General features: G+C 38.0%; 24 protein-coding genes and 1 tRNA gene. 6 read left to right on the top strand and 19 right to left on the bottom strand.

Annotated elements, in window-relative coordinates; all coding sequences use genetic code 11:
• Nucleotides 1-167 precede the first annotated feature (167 nt).
• The gene (locus SNE25_RS20485; protein WP_321560866.1) at nucleotides 168-1,187 is read left to right on the top strand and encodes a sensor histidine kinase; all 1,020 of its coding nucleotides are present in this window, start codon (nucleotides 168-170) and stop codon (nucleotides 1,185-1,187) included.
• Nucleotide 1,188: 1 nt separating this feature from the next.
• A complete protein-coding gene (locus SNE25_RS20490; protein ID WP_321560867.1) occupies nucleotides 1,189-1,911 on the top strand; it encodes a LytR/AlgR family response regulator transcription factor in 723 nt (240 codons plus the stop codon).
• Between the two features lie 188 nt (nucleotides 1,912-2,099).
• Here SNE25_RS20490 and SNE25_RS20495 read toward each other — a convergent pair.
• Nucleotides 2,100-2,170: transfer RNA gene (locus SNE25_RS20495), tRNA-OTHER, on the bottom strand.
• A gap of 408 nt (nucleotides 2,171-2,578) precedes the next feature.
• Here SNE25_RS20495 and SNE25_RS20500 point away from each other — a divergent pair.
• Together SNE25_RS20500 and SNE25_RS20505 are read left to right on the top strand one after the other, a co-directional pair.
• A complete protein-coding gene (locus tag SNE25_RS20500; protein WP_321560868.1) occupies nucleotides 2,579-3,151 on the top strand; it encodes a DUF6088 family protein in 573 nt (190 codons plus the stop codon).
• 4 nt (nucleotides 3,152-3,155) lie between these two features.
• Nucleotides 3,156-4,106 carry a nucleotidyl transferase AbiEii/AbiGii toxin family protein gene (locus SNE25_RS20505; RefSeq protein WP_321560869.1) on the top strand — a complete coding sequence of 317 codons (951 nt, stop codon included), beginning with the start codon at nucleotides 3,156-3,158 and terminating at the stop codon, nucleotides 4,104-4,106.
• 78 nt (nucleotides 4,107-4,184) lie between these two features.
• Here the strand turns inward: SNE25_RS20505 and SNE25_RS20510 are convergent, their stop codons facing one another.
• Nucleotides 4,185-5,810: an ISL3 family transposase gene (locus SNE25_RS20510; protein WP_321560870.1), complete on the bottom strand. Its 1,626-nt coding sequence runs from the start codon at nucleotides 5,808-5,810 to the stop codon at nucleotides 4,185-4,187.
• Between the two features lie 70 nt (nucleotides 5,811-5,880).
• Here SNE25_RS20510 and SNE25_RS20515 point away from each other — a divergent pair, with 70 nt between their 5' ends.
• The gene (locus tag SNE25_RS20515) at nucleotides 5,881-6,348 is read left to right on the top strand and encodes a helix-turn-helix domain-containing protein (protein ID WP_321560871.1); all 468 of its coding nucleotides are present in this window, start codon (nucleotides 5,881-5,883) and stop codon (nucleotides 6,346-6,348) included.
• A gap of 15 nt (nucleotides 6,349-6,363) precedes the next feature.
• On the opposite strand, the gene SNE25_RS20520 is transcribed toward SNE25_RS20515, so the two are convergent.
• From SNE25_RS20520 to SNE25_RS20555, 8 genes are all read right to left on the bottom strand, one after another.
• Nucleotides 6,364-6,996, bottom strand: coding sequence for a PRTRC system protein B (locus SNE25_RS20520; protein ID WP_321560872.1), 633 nt, complete (start codon nucleotides 6,994-6,996; stop codon nucleotides 6,364-6,366).
• Between the two features lie 12 nt (nucleotides 6,997-7,008).
• Nucleotides 7,009-7,179 (bottom strand): hypothetical protein, encoded by a 171-nt coding sequence (locus SNE25_RS20525; protein ID WP_321560873.1) that lies wholly within the window; start codon nucleotides 7,177-7,179, stop codon nucleotides 7,009-7,011.
• 81 nt (nucleotides 7,180-7,260) lie between these two features.
• Nucleotides 7,261-8,106, bottom strand: coding sequence for a hypothetical protein (locus SNE25_RS20530; protein WP_321560874.1), 846 nt, complete (start codon nucleotides 8,104-8,106; stop codon nucleotides 7,261-7,263).
• A gap of 52 nt (nucleotides 8,107-8,158) precedes the next feature.
• Complete coding sequence (locus SNE25_RS20535) at nucleotides 8,159-8,383, bottom strand: PRTRC system protein C (protein WP_321560875.1); 225 nt, start codon at nucleotides 8,381-8,383, stop codon at nucleotides 8,159-8,161.
• 10 nt (nucleotides 8,384-8,393) lie between these two features.
• On the bottom strand, nucleotides 8,394-9,017 hold the full coding sequence (locus SNE25_RS20540) for a hypothetical protein (RefSeq protein ID WP_321560876.1): 624 nt from the start codon (nucleotides 9,015-9,017) through the stop codon (nucleotides 8,394-8,396).
• Complete coding sequence (locus SNE25_RS20545) at nucleotides 8,998-9,243, bottom strand: hypothetical protein (RefSeq protein ID WP_321560877.1); 246 nt, start codon at nucleotides 9,241-9,243, stop codon at nucleotides 8,998-9,000. The genes SNE25_RS20540 and SNE25_RS20545 overlap by 20 nt, the downstream gene beginning before the upstream one ends.
• Nucleotides 9,244-9,247: 4 nt before the next feature.
• Complete coding sequence (locus SNE25_RS20550) at nucleotides 9,248-9,613, bottom strand: hypothetical protein (RefSeq protein ID WP_321560878.1); 366 nt, start codon at nucleotides 9,611-9,613, stop codon at nucleotides 9,248-9,250.
• 80 nt (nucleotides 9,614-9,693) lie between these two features.
• Entirely contained in the window at nucleotides 9,694-10,092 is a 399-nt protein-coding gene (locus SNE25_RS20555; RefSeq protein ID WP_321560879.1) for a single-stranded DNA-binding protein, read from the bottom strand.
• Nucleotides 10,093-10,460: 368 nt separating this feature from the next.
• Between SNE25_RS20555 and SNE25_RS20560 the strand changes: the two genes are divergently transcribed.
• The gene (locus SNE25_RS20560; protein ID WP_321560880.1) at nucleotides 10,461-11,960 is read left to right on the top strand and encodes an ApeA N-terminal domain 1-containing protein; all 1,500 of its coding nucleotides are present in this window, start codon (nucleotides 10,461-10,463) and stop codon (nucleotides 11,958-11,960) included.
• Between the two features lie 49 nt (nucleotides 11,961-12,009).
• Here the strand turns inward: SNE25_RS20560 and SNE25_RS20565 are convergent, their stop codons facing one another.
• The 9 genes from SNE25_RS20565 to SNE25_RS20605 all read right to left on the bottom strand — a co-directional run bounded on the left by SNE25_RS20565 (nucleotide 12,010) and on the right by SNE25_RS20605 (nucleotide 17,879).
• Complete coding sequence (locus SNE25_RS20565; protein WP_321560881.1) at nucleotides 12,010-12,441, bottom strand: hypothetical protein; 432 nt, start codon at nucleotides 12,439-12,441, stop codon at nucleotides 12,010-12,012.
• 52 nt (nucleotides 12,442-12,493) lie between these two features.
• Nucleotides 12,494-13,036 carry a PIN domain-containing protein gene (locus SNE25_RS20570; RefSeq protein ID WP_321560882.1) on the bottom strand — a complete coding sequence of 181 codons (543 nt, stop codon included), beginning with the start codon at nucleotides 13,034-13,036 and terminating at the stop codon, nucleotides 12,494-12,496.
• A gap of 118 nt (nucleotides 13,037-13,154) precedes the next feature.
• The gene (locus SNE25_RS20575) at nucleotides 13,155-13,991 is read right to left on the bottom strand and encodes a hypothetical protein (protein ID WP_321560883.1); all 837 of its coding nucleotides are present in this window, start codon (nucleotides 13,989-13,991) and stop codon (nucleotides 13,155-13,157) included.
• A gap of 5 nt (nucleotides 13,992-13,996) precedes the next feature.
• Entirely contained in the window at nucleotides 13,997-15,154 is a 1,158-nt protein-coding gene (locus SNE25_RS20580) for a tetratricopeptide repeat protein (RefSeq protein ID WP_321560884.1), read from the bottom strand.
• A 172-nt stretch (nucleotides 15,155-15,326) separates the two neighbouring features.
• Nucleotides 15,327-15,524, bottom strand: a complete 198-nt coding sequence (locus SNE25_RS20585) for a hypothetical protein (protein WP_321560885.1) — start codon at nucleotides 15,522-15,524, stop codon at nucleotides 15,327-15,329.
• A gap of 233 nt (nucleotides 15,525-15,757) precedes the next feature.
• Nucleotides 15,758-16,375 (bottom strand): TetR/AcrR family transcriptional regulator, encoded by a 618-nt coding sequence (locus SNE25_RS20590; RefSeq protein WP_321560886.1) that lies wholly within the window; start codon nucleotides 16,373-16,375, stop codon nucleotides 15,758-15,760.
• A gap of 102 nt (nucleotides 16,376-16,477) precedes the next feature.
• Entirely contained in the window at nucleotides 16,478-16,867 is a 390-nt protein-coding gene (locus SNE25_RS20595) for a rhodanese-like domain-containing protein (protein WP_321560887.1), read from the bottom strand.
• 89 nt (nucleotides 16,868-16,956) lie between these two features.
• A complete protein-coding gene (locus SNE25_RS20600; RefSeq protein WP_321560888.1) occupies nucleotides 16,957-17,559 on the bottom strand; it encodes a DUF4202 domain-containing protein in 603 nt (200 codons plus the stop codon).
• A gap of 41 nt (nucleotides 17,560-17,600) precedes the next feature.
• Nucleotides 17,601-17,879 (bottom strand): hypothetical protein, encoded by a 279-nt coding sequence (locus SNE25_RS20605; protein WP_321560889.1) that lies wholly within the window; start codon nucleotides 17,877-17,879, stop codon nucleotides 17,601-17,603.
• Nucleotides 17,880-17,886: the final 7 nt, after the last annotated feature.

Consider the following 17,886-nt stretch of genomic DNA (forward strand, 5'->3'; position numbering starts at 1 on the left):
GCTTGTAGGTCATATTTAAGGCTTAGAAAAGGTTTGCCATCTTTAAATTTTATTTTGGTATATTATTAATGAGCTTTTGTATAGTAAAAATTTGTATTGTTTGCGGGTTGCTAAATTTGCTTGAAATCTAAAATAGGCTTATGAATAAAACTTTACACAGAAATATCATGGATACGAATTGGATGCTTCAGTTGATTGTTTCAAAAAAATACAGATTGCAACGTCATTTGTCAATAATCGCATTTTGTATTGTTGTTTTGTATTATAGTCCGCCAGACTATGTGGAACCTTTCGAAACCTATAACCGCCTGGTTATTTTCGTTCAGATAATATTATTGGCCTACAGCAATATGTATTTTTTTGTACCTAAATTTTTATTCAACAAAAAATACCTGGGTTATGGTCTTTTTGTGCTTTCAATCATAATCCTTACGTTCTACATTCATGAATTTTTCGCCTGTTATTTTAAGCCTGATTCACTGCCTTACCAGAATGACAGTATTAACTTTTTCACGTTTTCCTTTATGGTCCTGGTGCTTATTGTTGCATCGGCAGCGGTTAAATTATTCCAGCAGTGGATATCTGATGCTCAGCTGATCTTTGATCTGAAACTGGCAAAAACTAATGCTGAACTGGAACAACTGAAGAATCAGATCAATCCGCATTTCCTTTTTAATATGCTCAACAATGCTAATGTTTTAATTGAAGATGATCCTAAAAAAGCTTCGCAGGTGTTGATGAAACTCAGTGACCTGCTTCGTTACCAGCTTTATGACAGCTCGAGAGATAAAGTTTTATTAACTTCAGAGATACATTTTTTAGAAGATTTTTTAAACCTCGAAAAAGTCAGAAGAGACAATTTCAATTTTCTAATATCCAAAGAAGGTGAATTAAGCGGTGTTCAGGTTCCTCCCTTATTATTTATTTCATTTGTCGAAAATGCTGTAAAACACAATAATGACTCGACGAATTTATCCTATGTAAATTTGTTTTTCGATGTTCGCCATTCGGAGCTTTTTTTCAAATGCATAAACTCAAAACCCGCCGTAAAAGCAGTTAATAAACCCGGAGGATTAGGTCTGGACAATATTAAAAGGAGATTGGAACTCTTGTTCCCTTCTTCACATGATTTGAAAATAGAAGAAAATACGGAAACGTACTGTGCTACATTAATTTTAAAATTATAAGATGAACTGCATTATAGTAGATGATGAGCCATTAGCAAGAAAAGCAATCGAAAAACTGGTTTGTCAGACAGAAAATCTGGAAACTATAGCTTCATTTAACGGAGCGGATGTTACAAGAGAATTTCTGGCAAAAAATACTGTTGATTTAGTATTTCTTGATATTCAAATGCCAGGAGTGAATGGGATAGAATTTGCCAGAACTATTCCTAAAAAAACTTTAGTGGTGTTTACTACCGCTTTTCATGAATTTGCTTCTGAAAGTTATGAAGTCGACGCTATTGATTATTTGATCAAACCTGTGAAATTAGAACGCTTTCAAAAAGCAGTTGAAAAAGCACAGACGTATTGCAAATTGTTTCATACTGATGGTATAAACAGTAATATAGAAAACATAACCGATGACTATATTTTCGTAAGAGCAGAACGCAGAATTTTTAAAGTACATTTTAGCGACATTCTTTATATCGAAGGTTTAAAGGATTACGTGGTTATTTATTTAGAAAATCAAAAAGTAATTACGCTGATGAATATTAAAACTATTCATGATTTGCTTCCAAAAAGTATTTTTGTCAGGGTCAGCAAATCTTACATCATCAACGTAAACAACATAAATTCTGTAGATAACAATACTGTTTACATAGGGGAAAACGAAATACCCATCGGCAATATTTACAGGGATTACTTCTTTAATGAATTTGTAATTAGAAAAATTTTAAGTAAGTGATATATCACCGGGACATCTTTTAAATTGTTTTCGACCTTTGATAGATATACTTCGGAAGTTCGGCATTTTACCGCAAGTTTGTTCTGGGTTATACCCTTTGACAAGGACTGAAAAGGATTGGAATAAAGCAAAAAACCCTCTAAATCAGCAATTTATAGGGTTTGTAATTCTTAAAAAATCACATTCTGTGCGCCCACCTGGGCTCGAACCAGGGACCAAAAGATTATGAGTCTTTTGGGTACCAATTTTATATTGGGCGAAAATCTGCGTTTCTGATTTACAGAGGCCAATTTAAGGCTAAATTTTTGAAAATTCAAAATTGGCTGTAACACATTTGTAACACATTTTGGATTCGTGTAGTCCTTTGGTCTATCCTAAATATTTAGAAATGCAATATTTAGATTTAAAAATTTGCCGACTAATTTTATTAAATATAGTTAAGCTCACTTTTATATTCCATTATAGTTAGGCTCAAATTTTTGTCTAAAAATATATCTCCCTGTATTAATAGCAATAATATTAAGTTTCAGATTCTTATATGAGCTGTCAAGTTTTCCTTGACAGCTCATATAACTTTAGATAACTCTTAAGAATATGCTTGCATGAATTTTTAATAACATTTCTTGCATAAAAGCTGATTTATGTTGACCTTTGAAAAAATGTAATAATGTCGGCGCTGGAACAACTTAAAATGCATTTGCAGAAAGGACAGGTTTATCGAAGGGATGATCTTGTCAAATGGTCGCGTTCGGTAGACAGGCACTTGCATGCATTATTGAAAGAAGGTGTATTGCAAAAGCTATCTCAGGGCGTTTACTATTATCCCAAAAACTCAGTATTTGGTCAAACACCGCCGGAAGAAGAAACCTTGGTTCGTTCCTTTCTGAAAGATGATCGTTTTTTACTGACTTCACCAAATCTATATAATGCGTTAGGTGTGGGCACTACACAACTCTATAATCAGCGCACTGTTTATAATCATAAGCGGCATGGGAAATTCAAATTGGGTAATCGTGTGTTTGATTTCCAGATGAAACATCATTTTCCTGAAAAGTTAACCCCTGAATTTTTACTTGTCGACCTGGCTGGCAATTTAGACAGATTAGCAGAAGATCAGCAACAGGTAAAAAATAATGTTCTATCCAAAGCTGGTAATATGAACAAGACTGAGTTACGACAAACACTCAATCAATACGGCAACGGCAAAGCTAAACGTTTACTGGCACCTGTTTTAACATAAGACCATGGCTGGATATCTTCACCAACATCCTGAATTTCGCGAATTACTCCGTATACTGGAAAGTGAAACCGATATACAGGCGGCTTTGATCGAAAAAGATTATTGGATTATGCATGTATTATATGGCCTCAAATCACAAGGATATGATTTTGAATTAAAGGGTGGTACTTCACTGTCAAAGGGCTACAAAATTATTGAACGATTCTCAGAAGATATCGATATTCACATCAAGCCGCCGGAAGATCAAAAAGTGAATGAGAACCCTAAAAATGAAAAGCCAGCCAATGTTGCTGCCCGCAAGCATTTTTATGACTGGCTGGCAGCGGAAATTAACATCGATGGTATAGTGCTCGTGGAACGTGATACCGATTTCGATAATACCAAGTCATATTCCAGCGGTGGGATACGCTTATATTACGACAATCTTATTGACCAGGTGGAAGGAATAAAGGCAGGAATACTTTTGGAAGCAGGTTTTGACCAGGTTACTCCGAATGAGGAATTAACGATCAGTTCCTGGGCTTATGACCGGGCAATCGCTCTAGGTGTTGAGATTATCGATAACCGAGCTAAGGATATTGCCTGTTATAATCCCGGCTATACATTCGTAGAAAAGTTGCAAACCATTGCCACGAAATTCCGCAGGGAAAGAGAAACTGGCAATACAAGTGTAAATTTTATGCGCCAATATTATGATGTTTACAGTTTATTAGGTCGCGAAGACGTACAAGCATTTCTTGGAACGCCGGAATATTTAGCACATAAGGAGGAACGTTTTCCGAAACCCGACTTAGCTATCCCGGTAAATAAAAATGAGGCCTTTCTCTTAAATGATGAACCGTTGAGAGCATCCTATAAAAAAAGATACGCGGACACAGCCGCGCTTTATTATGCCGGGCAGCCTGATTTTGATCAGTTGCTTGCAAGGATTCATCAATATATCGATAAGTTATAGCGATGGCCTAATTGGAGATTCCGCTGAAACTGACCACCTGATTCCGATTTAAAGTGGTTCTTCGTCACATTTGGTGAATTATGCTGACTTAGCGAGAACCATTTTTCTCAGCAACTGAAAACCCGCCCTGCCGTACATTTTCCTTTTTATATTTTTGATCCGGTTTACCTGGCCCTCAACTTGCCCGTTGCTTATAGTTGTAATGACTGCATTATTTACTGCCTCGTAGTCCTTTAGTAGATTTTTGGCAAAGTTCTTCAATCCGCACTCAGACTTTACTGCCTCTTCAATCCAATTTTTTAGCAGCCCATCTTCCTTGGCAGCGAACAGTTGCTTAAACCCCTTTACCAGTTGCTCCAGTTGTTTTATCTGTGGTAGCGTTTCGAATAGTAGTTTCAAGAAATCCCTGTCTTCATTACCTTGAAGATCTTCTGATTCCATATAGAGCATTAGCGATAGTCTGGTAGGTGACCAGGTTTTTACCACTATTGGAGCTTCGGATTTAGTTCTGATAAAGGGCTGCATGCTATAAACTTCGTTCATCTTGCAGCAAAACTGTGTATACTTCCCGTTAAAACCCATCTGTACAATTGATTTATGCAGTTCGCGATATGTTTTACCTCTGTTCTCTTCCTGCAGTAGAACGTTAATGAAGGCTTCCAGATTAGTTGAGCTTCTGGATTGCCTTTTCCCAAGCTGTTCCATTAATACATATTTCCTAACTGTACCACGCGCCAGCTTTGTAATTCTGGCAATTTGCCTTAATGTAATTCCAGTGCTGTGCAGCTCTTTAACCTTGTCGAATTTGTGCTGTCTGGCAACACCAATATTTGCGGTTGAAATGTTCGGCTCTGCGGTTTCTAGTCTACTTGGAGCAGGCTGTTCAATCTCAACACGACTAGATTCCCCCCTTTTTGGATCATTATAAATGGTAAATACTTCCCTCAGTTCTTTTCCCTTTGATTGAAAGATCCTTTTGGTTGCTTCTCCAAGGTTCATAAGTAGATGAAAGCGGTCTGCTACCTGGTTAGCATGAGGTGCGCCAGTTTTTACCCCTAAGGCGTATGGCCCGTACCTATCTCTGGAAACGGTTGTTATTTCCGGATGCTTCCTGAGCCATTCGGCAAGAGTGCCCGACTCGCGGTCAGGCAGCAGGTCTACTACTTCTTTTCTTTCCAGATCGACAATAACAGTTCCGTATGTCTTCCCTTTTTTGAACGCCCAGTCATCTACACCTATTATACCGGAGGTTAGTGCCTTAGGCTGGATCTCAATCCCTTTGATAACCCGCAATATAGTGGTTGGGCTGACGGGAACGCCAACATAGCGACTGATTGCAGCACCTGTATTTCCGCCAAGCTCAAGTGCCATCCGCATCAGAAGGTCATTTGACCGAACCATTCTTCTGTAGTAAGGCCTGATTTCATAATCGAAGCGTTCAGTAAATACTTTTCTGGGGCATACCGCATTATCACAAAAGTATTTCCTTGCTTTGAGCTTAACTTTTGCCATGTGTCCCGAAATCGGCAGGTCTAAAAGGGTTCTGGAATACCTGCTATGGATTCTTTTGCTTCTTTTGCCACAAATTGGACAAGCTGAATATTTTTGACAAACAGCAGTGTGAATATAGAGTACTCCTGGTTCACAATAGATTGTTTCAGCTTTTAGCTGTAAATTAGAAGGAAGGATAAATTGTGGTATCATAATGCAATAGTATATTATAAAATTACACATATATTATTCTTATGTTTGTATTCATTAAAAGAAAAGTATCGTGGGTAAATCTGTATTAAAGGTGCAGCGATTGGAAGCTGGCGAGATAAAGAAGATATTAAATACAAATGATGCTTACACAGTAGGCGTAAGGTTATATCTTGTGTATCTGGTAGCTTTAGGTCATTCAAGCAGGAAGTTGTCTGAACTTCATAATATCAGCTTCAAGCAGATTACGAATTGGGTACATCGATTTGAACAAGATGGCATCGAGGGGCTAAAGGACAAAAAAGGCCGGGGAAGGCGAAGCGCTATGTCAGATGGACAGCTGAACCGGATAAAGGAACTGGTTCTAAAAGAAAGCCCCGCCAATTATGGCTTCCTGTCAGAAAAATGGACAGGGCCGCTACTGGCACAGTGGATCAAAACGGAATACGGATTAGAGTATCAAAAAGCTCAGATATACAACCTTCTAGAAAAGATAGGGATCGCCTTTGAAAAAAAAGCTGGCTTAGTTATAAAAGTGTAATTATTTAATATACTTTCACCAAAAGTGACGAAGAACCACTATCTCCATAATATACAAATAAGCTTCCCATTTGCAGATAAAATCCTCCAATCGGGTAAAACGGTCTATGGAAATTTGCACCGTTCCCATACATACATTACCGCTATCATAAATATTGAAGTAAGGTGCATGATAAAGAGGCGTGTTAGCATTCGGCTTTGTTTTTCCTTTCAGGGCATACACATTAAGACTGTTTTTACTGGCTTTCCAAACCATTGCGGGAATATGTGCTTCACCTTTTGGAATTTGCAAACCATCTACAAAAAACAAATTGGTTGCCATCGGCGGCGTGTACCAAACCACATAACCCTCGGCCTGTGCATCAAGATATAATACATTGGCAGGTAGTAAACCCTTTGGCTTTAGATAATTGGTTTTCAGTTCCTCGGTAGCTTGAAACAACTTGCTCAAAGTCACCATTTCTGCTATGCTTAACGGGTGGGCGTTGATTGGCTGCCCCCGTTTACCAATGTCATAACTTTCTACATAAACCTCATTTTTATCGGTTTCGTAACCGTAGTTATCTTTTTGGATGGCTTGGTTCTGATATATTAGCAGTGCCTTTACTGGCGCAAACTGGTTGTTAAATTGTTCACTTATGTTCGTCATGGTCTTTTTAAATTAGTGGTCGTATTGATTTAGAAAAGTGCAGAGCCTGTCTAAGAGCGGAAAAAAACGGTTCTCAAAACCAAAGCTTTCGGATGTGGTGAGGTCAACATTATCAAACAGCACCACATCAATAGGTTCATCGGTAATCCCCATTTCCTGAAAGCTGCAATCAATTATCGACATGACTGTTTCAATTACAGAATCATTACCACTCCAATAAAAGCTGACATATTCATCGGCTTTTATCCGCTCATTTACATCAGGTTAATACAGGTCGGGGCGTATTGCATCGAACATATTGCGGGTTGGATATGCCTTATACAATTGCACAAACTCAATGGCCAGTATCGCCAGATCATTATCCCTAACTTCTGCATTGGCATAATTCAAAATAGTATCTTCCATTTGTTCGAGCCTTACCTTTTCATCCATTAACCTGCCTAACTTGATGCCTGAATTTTGGAGCATTGACAGTTCGTCCAATTGTTCCTCCTTATAGGCTGTTTCTTCTGCATCATCCTCATATATTTCCTCGTTAATCATATCTTCCACATAGCGGTACTGGTCGGCTAAAAAGGTGTTATAATCTGAATACATAGGTATTTGCACAACCTGATACAGGTAAGCAAAAATGGCGGTCACCACTTCGGAAACTGGTTGTTGTTGGGCATCCGACACCCAATTCCAAAGGGGTTTTATAGGAATATAATACAGCATACTACCCGTATCATACTGGTTTATGGTGGCTAAAACCGCCTGGTGCGTATCATCTTTCAGGATGATGCAGTCCAGTTTTTTATTAATGGCTTTAACCCGTTCGTTCGTGATAGACCATGAATGATAGATATTTTGCGGGAAAGAAAGCCCGGTGACATCAGGTATTTGCAGGTCATAGTATTTGCAAATATTTTCAAGAGAGCGGAAAAACTCCGTTTCCGCTTTCTCTATATTGCCGTCAAATAACCAAAAGGGTTTAAATGTATGGTTCAGAAAACCATCACCACCATTTCGGGGGGCGCGCTTCTTAACGGGTTGCGCTGTATTTCTCCCGCATCGGGCAGACGGTTTAATTTTTCGGCGTATTGGCCGAACTTTGCATATACTCTCCATAGGTCATTATCCTTATCAATTTTTACTTTGGTGATTACTTTATTTTTCATGATTAGCCTTTCGTTCCCATCGTGGTTTCAAAATGGTACTGCATTTCATCGTCCTTAAATTCGGGGCCTCGTATTTTGGCGGTGGTGAGTATCGGGTAAATGTTGGCGTAATAATTCCGCACATCCTCGGTAGTCATAATTTCATTGGGTCTTGCAGGGTCTGCCAAGCGCACTTCCTGACCATTATTTTTATGCAGGAACACCCTGCTGATTGTTGTAACTTCCATGATAAATCTATTAGGCTAAATCATTAATGAATGCTTCGTATTTGGCTTTATGCTTTAAGAGTTCAGCACTCTTTTCATTGATTTCCTCTGCCTTTTCGAGGTAGTCAGCACAGGTTTGCAATAGGCTTATCGCTTCGTCATACTTAAACACCTTGCTCAATTCTGCGACCTGCTCCAATACACCTACATAGCGTTTTTCCTTTTCAGCCAGTACCTTTTGTTCATTTTCCTGTTTGGAGAACAGGTTATTGGTTTCATCCTGTTCATCATCATCATCGGTGTCATTGGTAGTAGCAGATGAAGATTTACCTTTGTTAGCTTTGTTCTTTTTGTCCAGTTCAGCTTTAGAGTTTTCGGCAGCCTTTTTAAGGCTTTGCTGATAGGCATCCAAATTGGCAAACAGCGCTGCGGTTTGCTTTACTGGTGCCGCTATGGCGTTAAAAAATCCCTCGCCCAATTCGATAGCATTGCCTTTCAATATCATCGGAGGAATGACGTTGCCTGCGGTATCTGCCGTTGCGTTCGGCAGGAACACCGAAACGGTTAACACACCCTCGGTATTTTTTATAAAGTTTAAGTTTAAAGCCCCCTGAAATTCAAGGGCGCTGATATGTTCAAAAAAGTTCGTTTTCATGGTATCTCGGTTTTTTGTCTTTTAAAATTTTTGTTCCTTTTCCTTTTTGGTAGTAATCTTTATACCCGTTGCTTTCGATGACAGCCCTAAGCATAATTTCGGCGTGCCTGATGGCAAAAGCATCTTCCGCACTTACAAATAACAGGTTGGTGTCTTTGAAAAAGCGCAGGGCGTTTGCGATAACTTTAATGGCTTTTCGTTCGGTTCTATTGGCTAAATGGCTCATGTGCTTAATATTCTAAATTGATACATTGCTCTTTAGTAGCATTTAACAGGCTTTCGATGTAGGCTATAAATTCGCCCTGTTTGATTATCCTTTGGAATGTGATGCTTTCAAAAGCGTAATCATTCTTGATGGTCAGCCATTCATCACCGCCATCAATCTGATTGATAAAGCATAGGTTTTTGAAATAGTAACCTTGTCCAAGACACCAGTTGCCATATTGAAAAATCAGTTCCTGTTGTTGTAAGGTGTTTACCCTGACAAGCATGTGTTTGCTGAAAGGCGGGTCATTTGCTTCGGCAATCCAAGGGTTATCCAAGCCGATGGCTTCCCATATTTCTATCAAATCATTGGCATCAAAATCATTTTCCATGATGTGCGTATTTTATTCTTGAAATGTTTTATTAGATTTTTGAAACAGCACCCCGATTACAGGGTGCTGTATAGTGGTTTTTAGAATGGCAAATCGTCGTCGTCACCGCCACCCGCTGCCACGGCTTTTTTCTCCGCTTTTTTCTCTTTGGACGTATCGTTCGGTTTTACACCGTTTGAGCCGAAAAGCTTCACGGTATCAACAGCGCAACCCAAGTCGGCCTGTACTTTGCCCTCACGGTTTTTCCATGTTTGGGCTTCCACCCATCCTGAAATTTCAACGATTGCGCCTTTGGTCAAGTAAACAGCCAAACCGGGGTTTACCCAGTAAGAGCAGTTAACGTAAGCGGTCTTTTCCTTTTTTTCACCCGCTTTGGTTTTGTAACGTTGGTTCAGGGCTACGGTGAAATTGGTTACTTGTTTGTCGCCTTTAATGGTTCTTACTTCGGCGTTTGCGGTAATTCTTCCTGTGAATAACATAACTTTTGTTTTTTTAAATGAATAAATCTGTTTCGCTTTCCTTATCTCGCTTTGCTTTTCTTGATTATTTTTTAAAAGAAAAAGGGAAAAAAGAAAGCCATAGGAAGAGCCGGCTCATAGCCAAAAGGAAACGGAATAAGTCCCGGAGGGTGGGTTGGTGAGGTACGAGGCAAGCCATTATGCCGTAGTCTTTTGGCGTACTCCAAAAAAAGAATACGGCAAGACCTTAGCTGCGCTTTTTACCCGTTTCGAATAAAAAATATTAATAAATAATCCCCAATAATTTTGAAGGGCACCAAAGTACAAGTGAGTATTAGTTAACTTTAGACTCTCAAATCGACCATTATTGACTTTCATCCTAATTGCAAATGGCTAAAAACAATGATCATATCCGAAAATGTAATGGACAATGGTCTGTTCCTGACGGAACAGCTGTACCCGGACAACTTACCATAGAGTATGAGAAGGGGGCAATTTTATTGGAGATTTATAGCACAATCGATATAGAGGGTAATAACGCGGAACTGCTATTCAATTCCATTAATGCCGTACGTAATTATTATGTGGACGTGATATGGGGATTTGCGGGGGAATTGGGAGATGTTACCTTGTTTCAATGTAGCTGGCATAGCAGTGAAGGGGTTGGTGCAGGCCTAATTATAAATAGATATCGGGCCGAATTTTTAATTAGGGATATTCACCTTAGAAAAGACTTTAGAGTTAAAGCAGCAAAGTTTAACTATCCGTATTTGGGCGGCTTTTTCTTTGGTTTTAATAATCTAAATCTTCTGCATGAAATTAAGGATCTTACTATACTTGGAGATTATTATAATAAAGAAATGGTTGTCACAGACAATCTTAAGTTGAACTATGGTTCAGATATTAAAGAGTTTTTTGAAGATCTTGGTAGTAAAAAAAGGGTTCAGGTAATTGACGAGGTTATTTTTAAATATAACGAATCCGTACAAATAAAGGATTTGATGATAGACGCATTAAATTTTCGGCATTTATTGGAGTTTTCCTATGGTAGCCGATTACCAATTCAAGTTAAGGAAATAGAATTTGCGGATTTGTCAGATGAGCAAAAACTAAGAAAGAGATTACATAGTGAAGGAGAAAATCAATGTTATCATATCACTAATTTTAACCTAAATTATGCTGAGATTGTCCAAATGGGTTCTCTAAACCAAAACGAAATGTTATTTAGCCGGTGGACTCTTAGCCTTGAGGAGCTGACTGCGGTAATACAGCGTTGGTTCAAATTGTCTAATCTTAAGAATGTGGTTGATTATTACCTGGAGAGCGTTAATGAACGGACGGGCATGAAATCTCCGCAAACACATGTAAAGATCAACAACCTTTTTTTGAATTTGATTCAGGGACTTGAAGATTTCTATCGTGAAATGCTGGAACCTCAAGCAATCAAAAAAGACCGAGAGTTATTTGATATGAAGAAAGCTACAATTTTAAAAGATATCCAGGATGCATCTTTAAAACAATGGTTGAATAACACCTTTAAATTTACAAGATATTTATCGCTGGAAGATAAACTTCAGGGCCTTGTTGATCATTGCCGGCCAGCATTGGAAACAGTATTCAAACCTTTAGATTGGACAAATTTCCCAACCGCATCAAAAGATTTAAGGCATACTTTATCCCATGGCATGAACAAAAGCCAGCATCTGAGCGCCGACCTTTACCTAAATTATTACATGGCTAAATTACTGCTAACTAATTGTTTGTTACAGGCACTTAAAATAAGTCCAATTTTTTACCGCGCTACTCTGCAAACCAATTATCTGCATAACGAACTATTTGGTCAAATCATTACGAGACAAAAAGCAGCAGCGAAAAGAATTAATGAATAAATTAATAGCACAGAAAAACAAAACTGCCAAAGTGATTGGGCAATGATTATTATGTATCAAGGTTATCCCATTCATCACCGATAACCCAACGCAACGCCGATAGCTTACCATTGATCATTCCCCATTCAAAATCATCAAAGCTCAAATTTTCAGCTCCATAGGTTTCTTCAACTTTCTTTGCTGAAGCAAGCGCGCCTTCCCATATGTCTTTAATAATGGTGTGTTGAGATTTCTTAATATTGAATTGCTCTCTGTCAATCAGTTTTATTTTACCTTTTTTGATTGAAGCTTCCCTGACCTTATGCCTGTTGTACCAAATCTTTTGCTCCAGGTCGTGCTCAGCTTCCAAAATTTCTGAAAAATTCCTGTATTCGAAATCCCAATCGTTTTCATATTCAACCTCATCAACCAAGTCAGGATTAATAGTATTCAGCGCTTCGGGGAGACTTATAAAATATTGCGATTTTGCTGTGTCGAACATGCTTGCTAAATCTTCATGAGGATGTTTTTGATTCCCATTTTTTAAACTAAAATCATTTACATTTATGGGTAATAAACATTAAACCAAACTCCTGCGCTAAATTTTGAATTTTATACTCATTGTAACATTCGATAATGAGAGCATCACCAATGCTGTTTTTAGAAAGATGAAATGGCGCTATTTTATCAATCGCCCTTTGTGTGGCACGAAGCTTTATTTCATCAGAAACAGAAATTATTTCTGCATTCTTCGTTACTTCTTCCATCCTAACAATCGTATTAAAAGCGTTATCACTCATGGTAGGTATCTTTTTATCAATGTCGTTGAGCTGGGCTAAAATGCTTCCTTTGGATTCCTGATCACCATGTTCAGCAACCATCTCTTTAACTTTTTTAAATTGACTTGATAAGCTTTTACCCGCATCGGCAACGACTCTTTCTTTATTGCGATCAAATTCAGCGTAAAATATTTCCGGTAGAATAAGACTCACTTCTCCCTGTTCAATAAAGTTTGCAAGTAAATTCAGTGTACTTTCACCTTTGGAAGTCTTGGCAATATCCAGCCAGACGCAGGTGTCTATTAATAATTTGACCATAAGATTTAGATTGGTTTAAATATAAAATTACAATGCTCATTGAATATATAGCAACCCTCAACGTTAAAATCTGCTAATGGGCCATTTGTGAATATAGAGAAATCATGATTTACGACACTTAAGGCTGATTGATCCAATTTTCCTTATCCGCTTCAATTCTCACCAGTTCAGTTTCGAGATCCTTTAAATTGGCGGCTTCGAATTGCATTTTCACAAATCCGCCGTCATCTAATTTACCTTCAAATGATTCAGCTCGATAATTGATTATTAAATCAGCTTTACCAGTACGATGGATAAGTATTTTTTTGTGTAATTTATGTGATACATGATCGTAACTGTGAATTGCGGAGTAACACTTCACTTTGAGATGATCAAAATAAGGAATAGTTACTGTTACTAAGCCAGTCATGGTATTATACTGAACACTTACGCCGCCTTTATGGAGCGCAAATCCTGATGGTTTTTTTACGGTGTATTTTGCATTAGTTGGATAAAGGGTATGTATAATTTTTGTCCCCTTATACAAAACAAGTTTAAAGCGACGATTTTCAGCGCTTATTATTTCGGGCATGCCATCGTAGACATCGAATAAATCAGGTTCATTGTTGGATGAGGCTTTATAAAATTCAGCTTTATAAAGTGCATCAGCCAGTTCAACGTAGGAGAATACAGGTATGGAAGTTGGACCAAATTTGCTGGGATAATCGAGTTTAACCAGATCAGGATCATCATTTCTCCAATAAGTTCGGCCACTATATAATTCATGCCTGAGGCGAATATGCTCAAAACCGGTATCTTCATTTCCACCGATCAATATCAATCCATTTGCCGGGCTTAAATTCATAATAGCGGTCAATGTTCCACCAATGGCGAAATAATTTTCCTTTCTCAGTTCCTGCATGGATTGAGCTCGCACTTCGATGTTTGCTATCTCTTCTTGTGTTAGTAAACGCATGGCAATTACCTTTTACTGTTTATCAAATCCGTCATTATCCTGGTGGCTTCCGCCTGATTTTCCGGTTTAAGTTTAACAGCTTCGTTAAAGTCCTGGAGAACCTCCTGCATCTTATTTATTTGAATGAAACAGATGGCCCTGTTAAAGTATAATTGCCCTTTTTCTTTGTCATGTGTGTATTCAATGCCTTTTGTAAAAGAGTTAATCGCCGCTAAATAGTTTTTTTGATCATAAAAATCTTTACCTGCGATTCCAAATTTCTGAAATGCATCTTGAGTGGTACCAAATGGCGTAACACCAAATTTTTTAACCTGATCCCAAAAATCGATTTCATCAGTTTTGGCGAGTAGCTCGGGGTGAAGTAATCCATTGTCATTCCGACAATATAAAATACCAAAATTACCTTGTTTAACATGTAAACCTACATAGTTATAATTATCCCGGCTAAGGAAAAAATTGATAGTATAGGCACCTTGTGCGGCTGTGCCATGTGTGATCGGCATACCAAATGAGTTTGCGCTATCAGGAACTTGAAAATTTAATTGTTGAGAAGCAAAGTAGGAATCAATGTAGCCATCATATATAAACCGGTTACCGTCGAAGAAAATTTTAATTTTAAAGCCTGCAACTTCGGGAATATCCTCATCTTGAATCACATCGTCCATAGCATCAGTCATTTTTTGCATGAGGTTACCTGAGGCTGCCTTAGTGATTGACATGAAATTTTGACGTTTATGATTTAAATTTTGGCCAAGCATATTACTTTGAAATTTACCAAATGCCTTTTGAGATCCGATCCAAGACGCCTCTACTTTTGAAACGGTACCATTTTTAATTTCATATATTCCTGCCTTTGTATTCAGCATGGATGCTAAAGTATATTCGGTTTCCTGATTTGAAGCTAAGTGACTTAGCCTTAGAATATCAAGTATAGTTTCATCAGTTTGGTCACCAGTTAAAGATTTAATAGCAGATTCGGCATATTGAATATTTCCGGCAAAGGATACACAATGGTGAGAATTAAGTATCGTAGCTTTTAGAACGTTTTCTTCTTGCTGATAATGTTGGCCCTTATTAAAATCCTGACCATCCGGTGCAGTTAATTTAGTATCACTGACAATGTAAATTACTCCATTTTCTTTTCTTGTGACAATTAGGCTCATATTAGCTTAAAATTAACAATTTTCTTAGACACTTTTTAGCTTATGACATCCTGTTTACGTAAATACAAATCATGTTATTAGGTTTATTTCAGATATTTGTTGATTATAATAACGATTAATGAAAACGAGGATTATAAATAAAAACGGGCCGAAGCCCGTTTTTATAATCAACTTACCAGTAGTAGAGGTCTAACACACAATTGCCATCTCCCGCGTCAATTACACGTTCAATATATTTTGGGCAATATCTTCTGGTTTCTTTATTTACCAGGATTATTTCCTGGCCAGGATGGAAACCTTCATCCATTTTACCACTAAGGGTTACCGCTGAAAGCGGGCAGTCGTTAATTAAATATATATTATTGGACATAACACAAAGATTTTTAAAAATCTAACGATTTAACAAATTACGATGTGGCGGGTTACGATTTGGGCGGGTTACGATTTGGGCGGGTATTTGTAAAATACGAATAAAAAATAAATCCTGCAAATAGGTACAAAAGCATTAGGAATTGCAACGGCATCCTTCGGCAGAAGATACAGTGAAAAGTCCGACCGCAGGGAATGCCCGGAATAATAGGTTCACGTTTTGAGCAATTAACTTTAATGATTCGCAGCTGCTTTAAAGGCCCAATCTACCACATTAGCAAGTGTCTCTGATACCGCTTTCATTCCTTCCTCGGATTCCAGGTCAACATCGGCAAAATTATATCCATTGCTAAGGGTATGTAGCACCATGTAATATATACCACCAATCAACAATCCTGCAACAGCCCTAAAATTAATTCCAGAATTTTTAAAATGCATATCCGTTTTTTCTAAAATATCCTGGCCCATAGATTCCCGCACGTTATGAATACTACGCATCAGTTGGCTGGAACCGGTAAGTTCAATTAAAATCAAATTTTGCATTTTTGGTTGCTTGTAGAAATACTTAAACAGTCCCTGCAATGTTTCTGTTATAACCAATTGTGAATTATCATCACTTACCTCTTGGAAAAGACGGTTCAACTGTTCAGCAAAGACCATCCAATAATCATTCTCGACAATATAGGCCTCCGTCAAATTGTTCATGTTTCCGAAGTAGCGGTAGATCAGCTTGCGATCAACACCAGCCTGCCGGGCTACTTTGCTGATACGTATAGAGCCAAATCCTCTGGATTTAATAATGGCACCAACCGCATCTATAAGTTTGCGTTTAGTTTGTTCTTTATCTTTCATGGTAAGGTTTAGCGGTTTTAACTTGACTACAATAACATTTGTGAGTTAATGCTATTTGATCGTTAATAAACTTTTAGACTACTTCATCAATTAATTCTGTTATTATTTAATATCTGAAACTTTTGAATGGTGATATTTATCCATCAGCATTTGAAGATTAGTCCAGGCCCCGCCATTAGATGCATTTTGATACCCTCTATTGACGAGTATTTTTACAGCCTGGATACTTCTTACACCATGAGAACAACAAGTTAATATTGGGCATTTGAGATCGAGGCTTAATGGCGTACCTTTTTCCAGTTCTGCCAGAGAAATATTAAGTGAACCATTAATATGTCCCATTTTATACTCTTCAGGCGTACGAACATCAATAATGATGGGGTCCTTGGCTAGAATATGCTCCAGGGAATGGTCATCCGTAGATGTAGCAAACATTCGATAGATAAAAAATATGCATAACGACATAAAGCCAAAGAATGTGAGGTATTTCATAAGCGAATTAGTAATTGGAAAGCTGAAAACGTTATATAGTTGAATTTTTAAAAATTACTTTTTAAATCTTAAAGGGCTTTTGAAAAATCTTACTTCGGCATATTAACGAGCTCAATTGCTTTTTTTACCAGCACCAAGCCATCGCTGGAAAAGTTTAGCAGCCTGGCAACTTTGTGGCCATGCGCATCCATTTTCAATAGCGATTTGTATAGAATATTCACTATCTTTTCAGGATCATGTAAATATTTCTTACGCAAATCCTCATATTGATATTCCAGGAAAAGCAGGCATAAGGCATTTTCCATAATCTGTACTTCAGCATCCTGCTTTATTCTTTTTTTAAGAATTATCTCTCGTACGCGGCTTATTTTATTTTCTTCATATCCTGCTTTTTGCATCAGGCTGGAAGCAACTGCCGCATGATGTCCTGCCAGATCTTTGCGCCATTTTAAATAGTGCTCTCTTCCTTCAGGATAAGTTTCTCTTGGAATTTCCCATCTACCGATATGCTGACTCCGCGAAGCAAGTAAAAGCTCCTCGCTGGAAGCAGACTGTAAGGACACAACCCACTGAGAGAGCATTAATGAATAGGCATATTCCAAAGGATACTCAGCATTTCTCCAGGTTATAGAACGCGGGTCCTGCTGATTGTATTCATCAAATAATTTAAAAGCTTCCTGTAGTTGATTCATTGTATATGTAAAAATTAAAAATGGAGCTTAACGAGGCCGGATTAATTCAGATTTAGCTTTTCATTGCGCATATTCAAGTTGACGTTTGTGCGGCGATACTTTTTATACCAGATGAATCCCATTAAACCAATTGCCGCATAAGGGGCAACCAATAAATACAGGATGCCGTGGTTGAGCCCTTTAGCGAGCCCATCATTTCCAGCCTGCCTGTTAGTTTCAACCGTGGCAACACATTGTGAACATTGTGCGGCAGCGATTCGGGCCTTCCCGATCATTAAAAGGAAGACGATTGAACAAAGTATTAATTTCGATTCTTTCATAAAGTGT

Origin of the sequence: Mucilaginibacter sabulilitoris, assembly GCF_034262375.1 — a bacterium.
In the GTDB taxonomy this organism is placed as follows: Bacteria; Bacteroidota; Bacteroidia; order Sphingobacteriales; family Sphingobacteriaceae; genus Mucilaginibacter; species Mucilaginibacter sabulilitoris.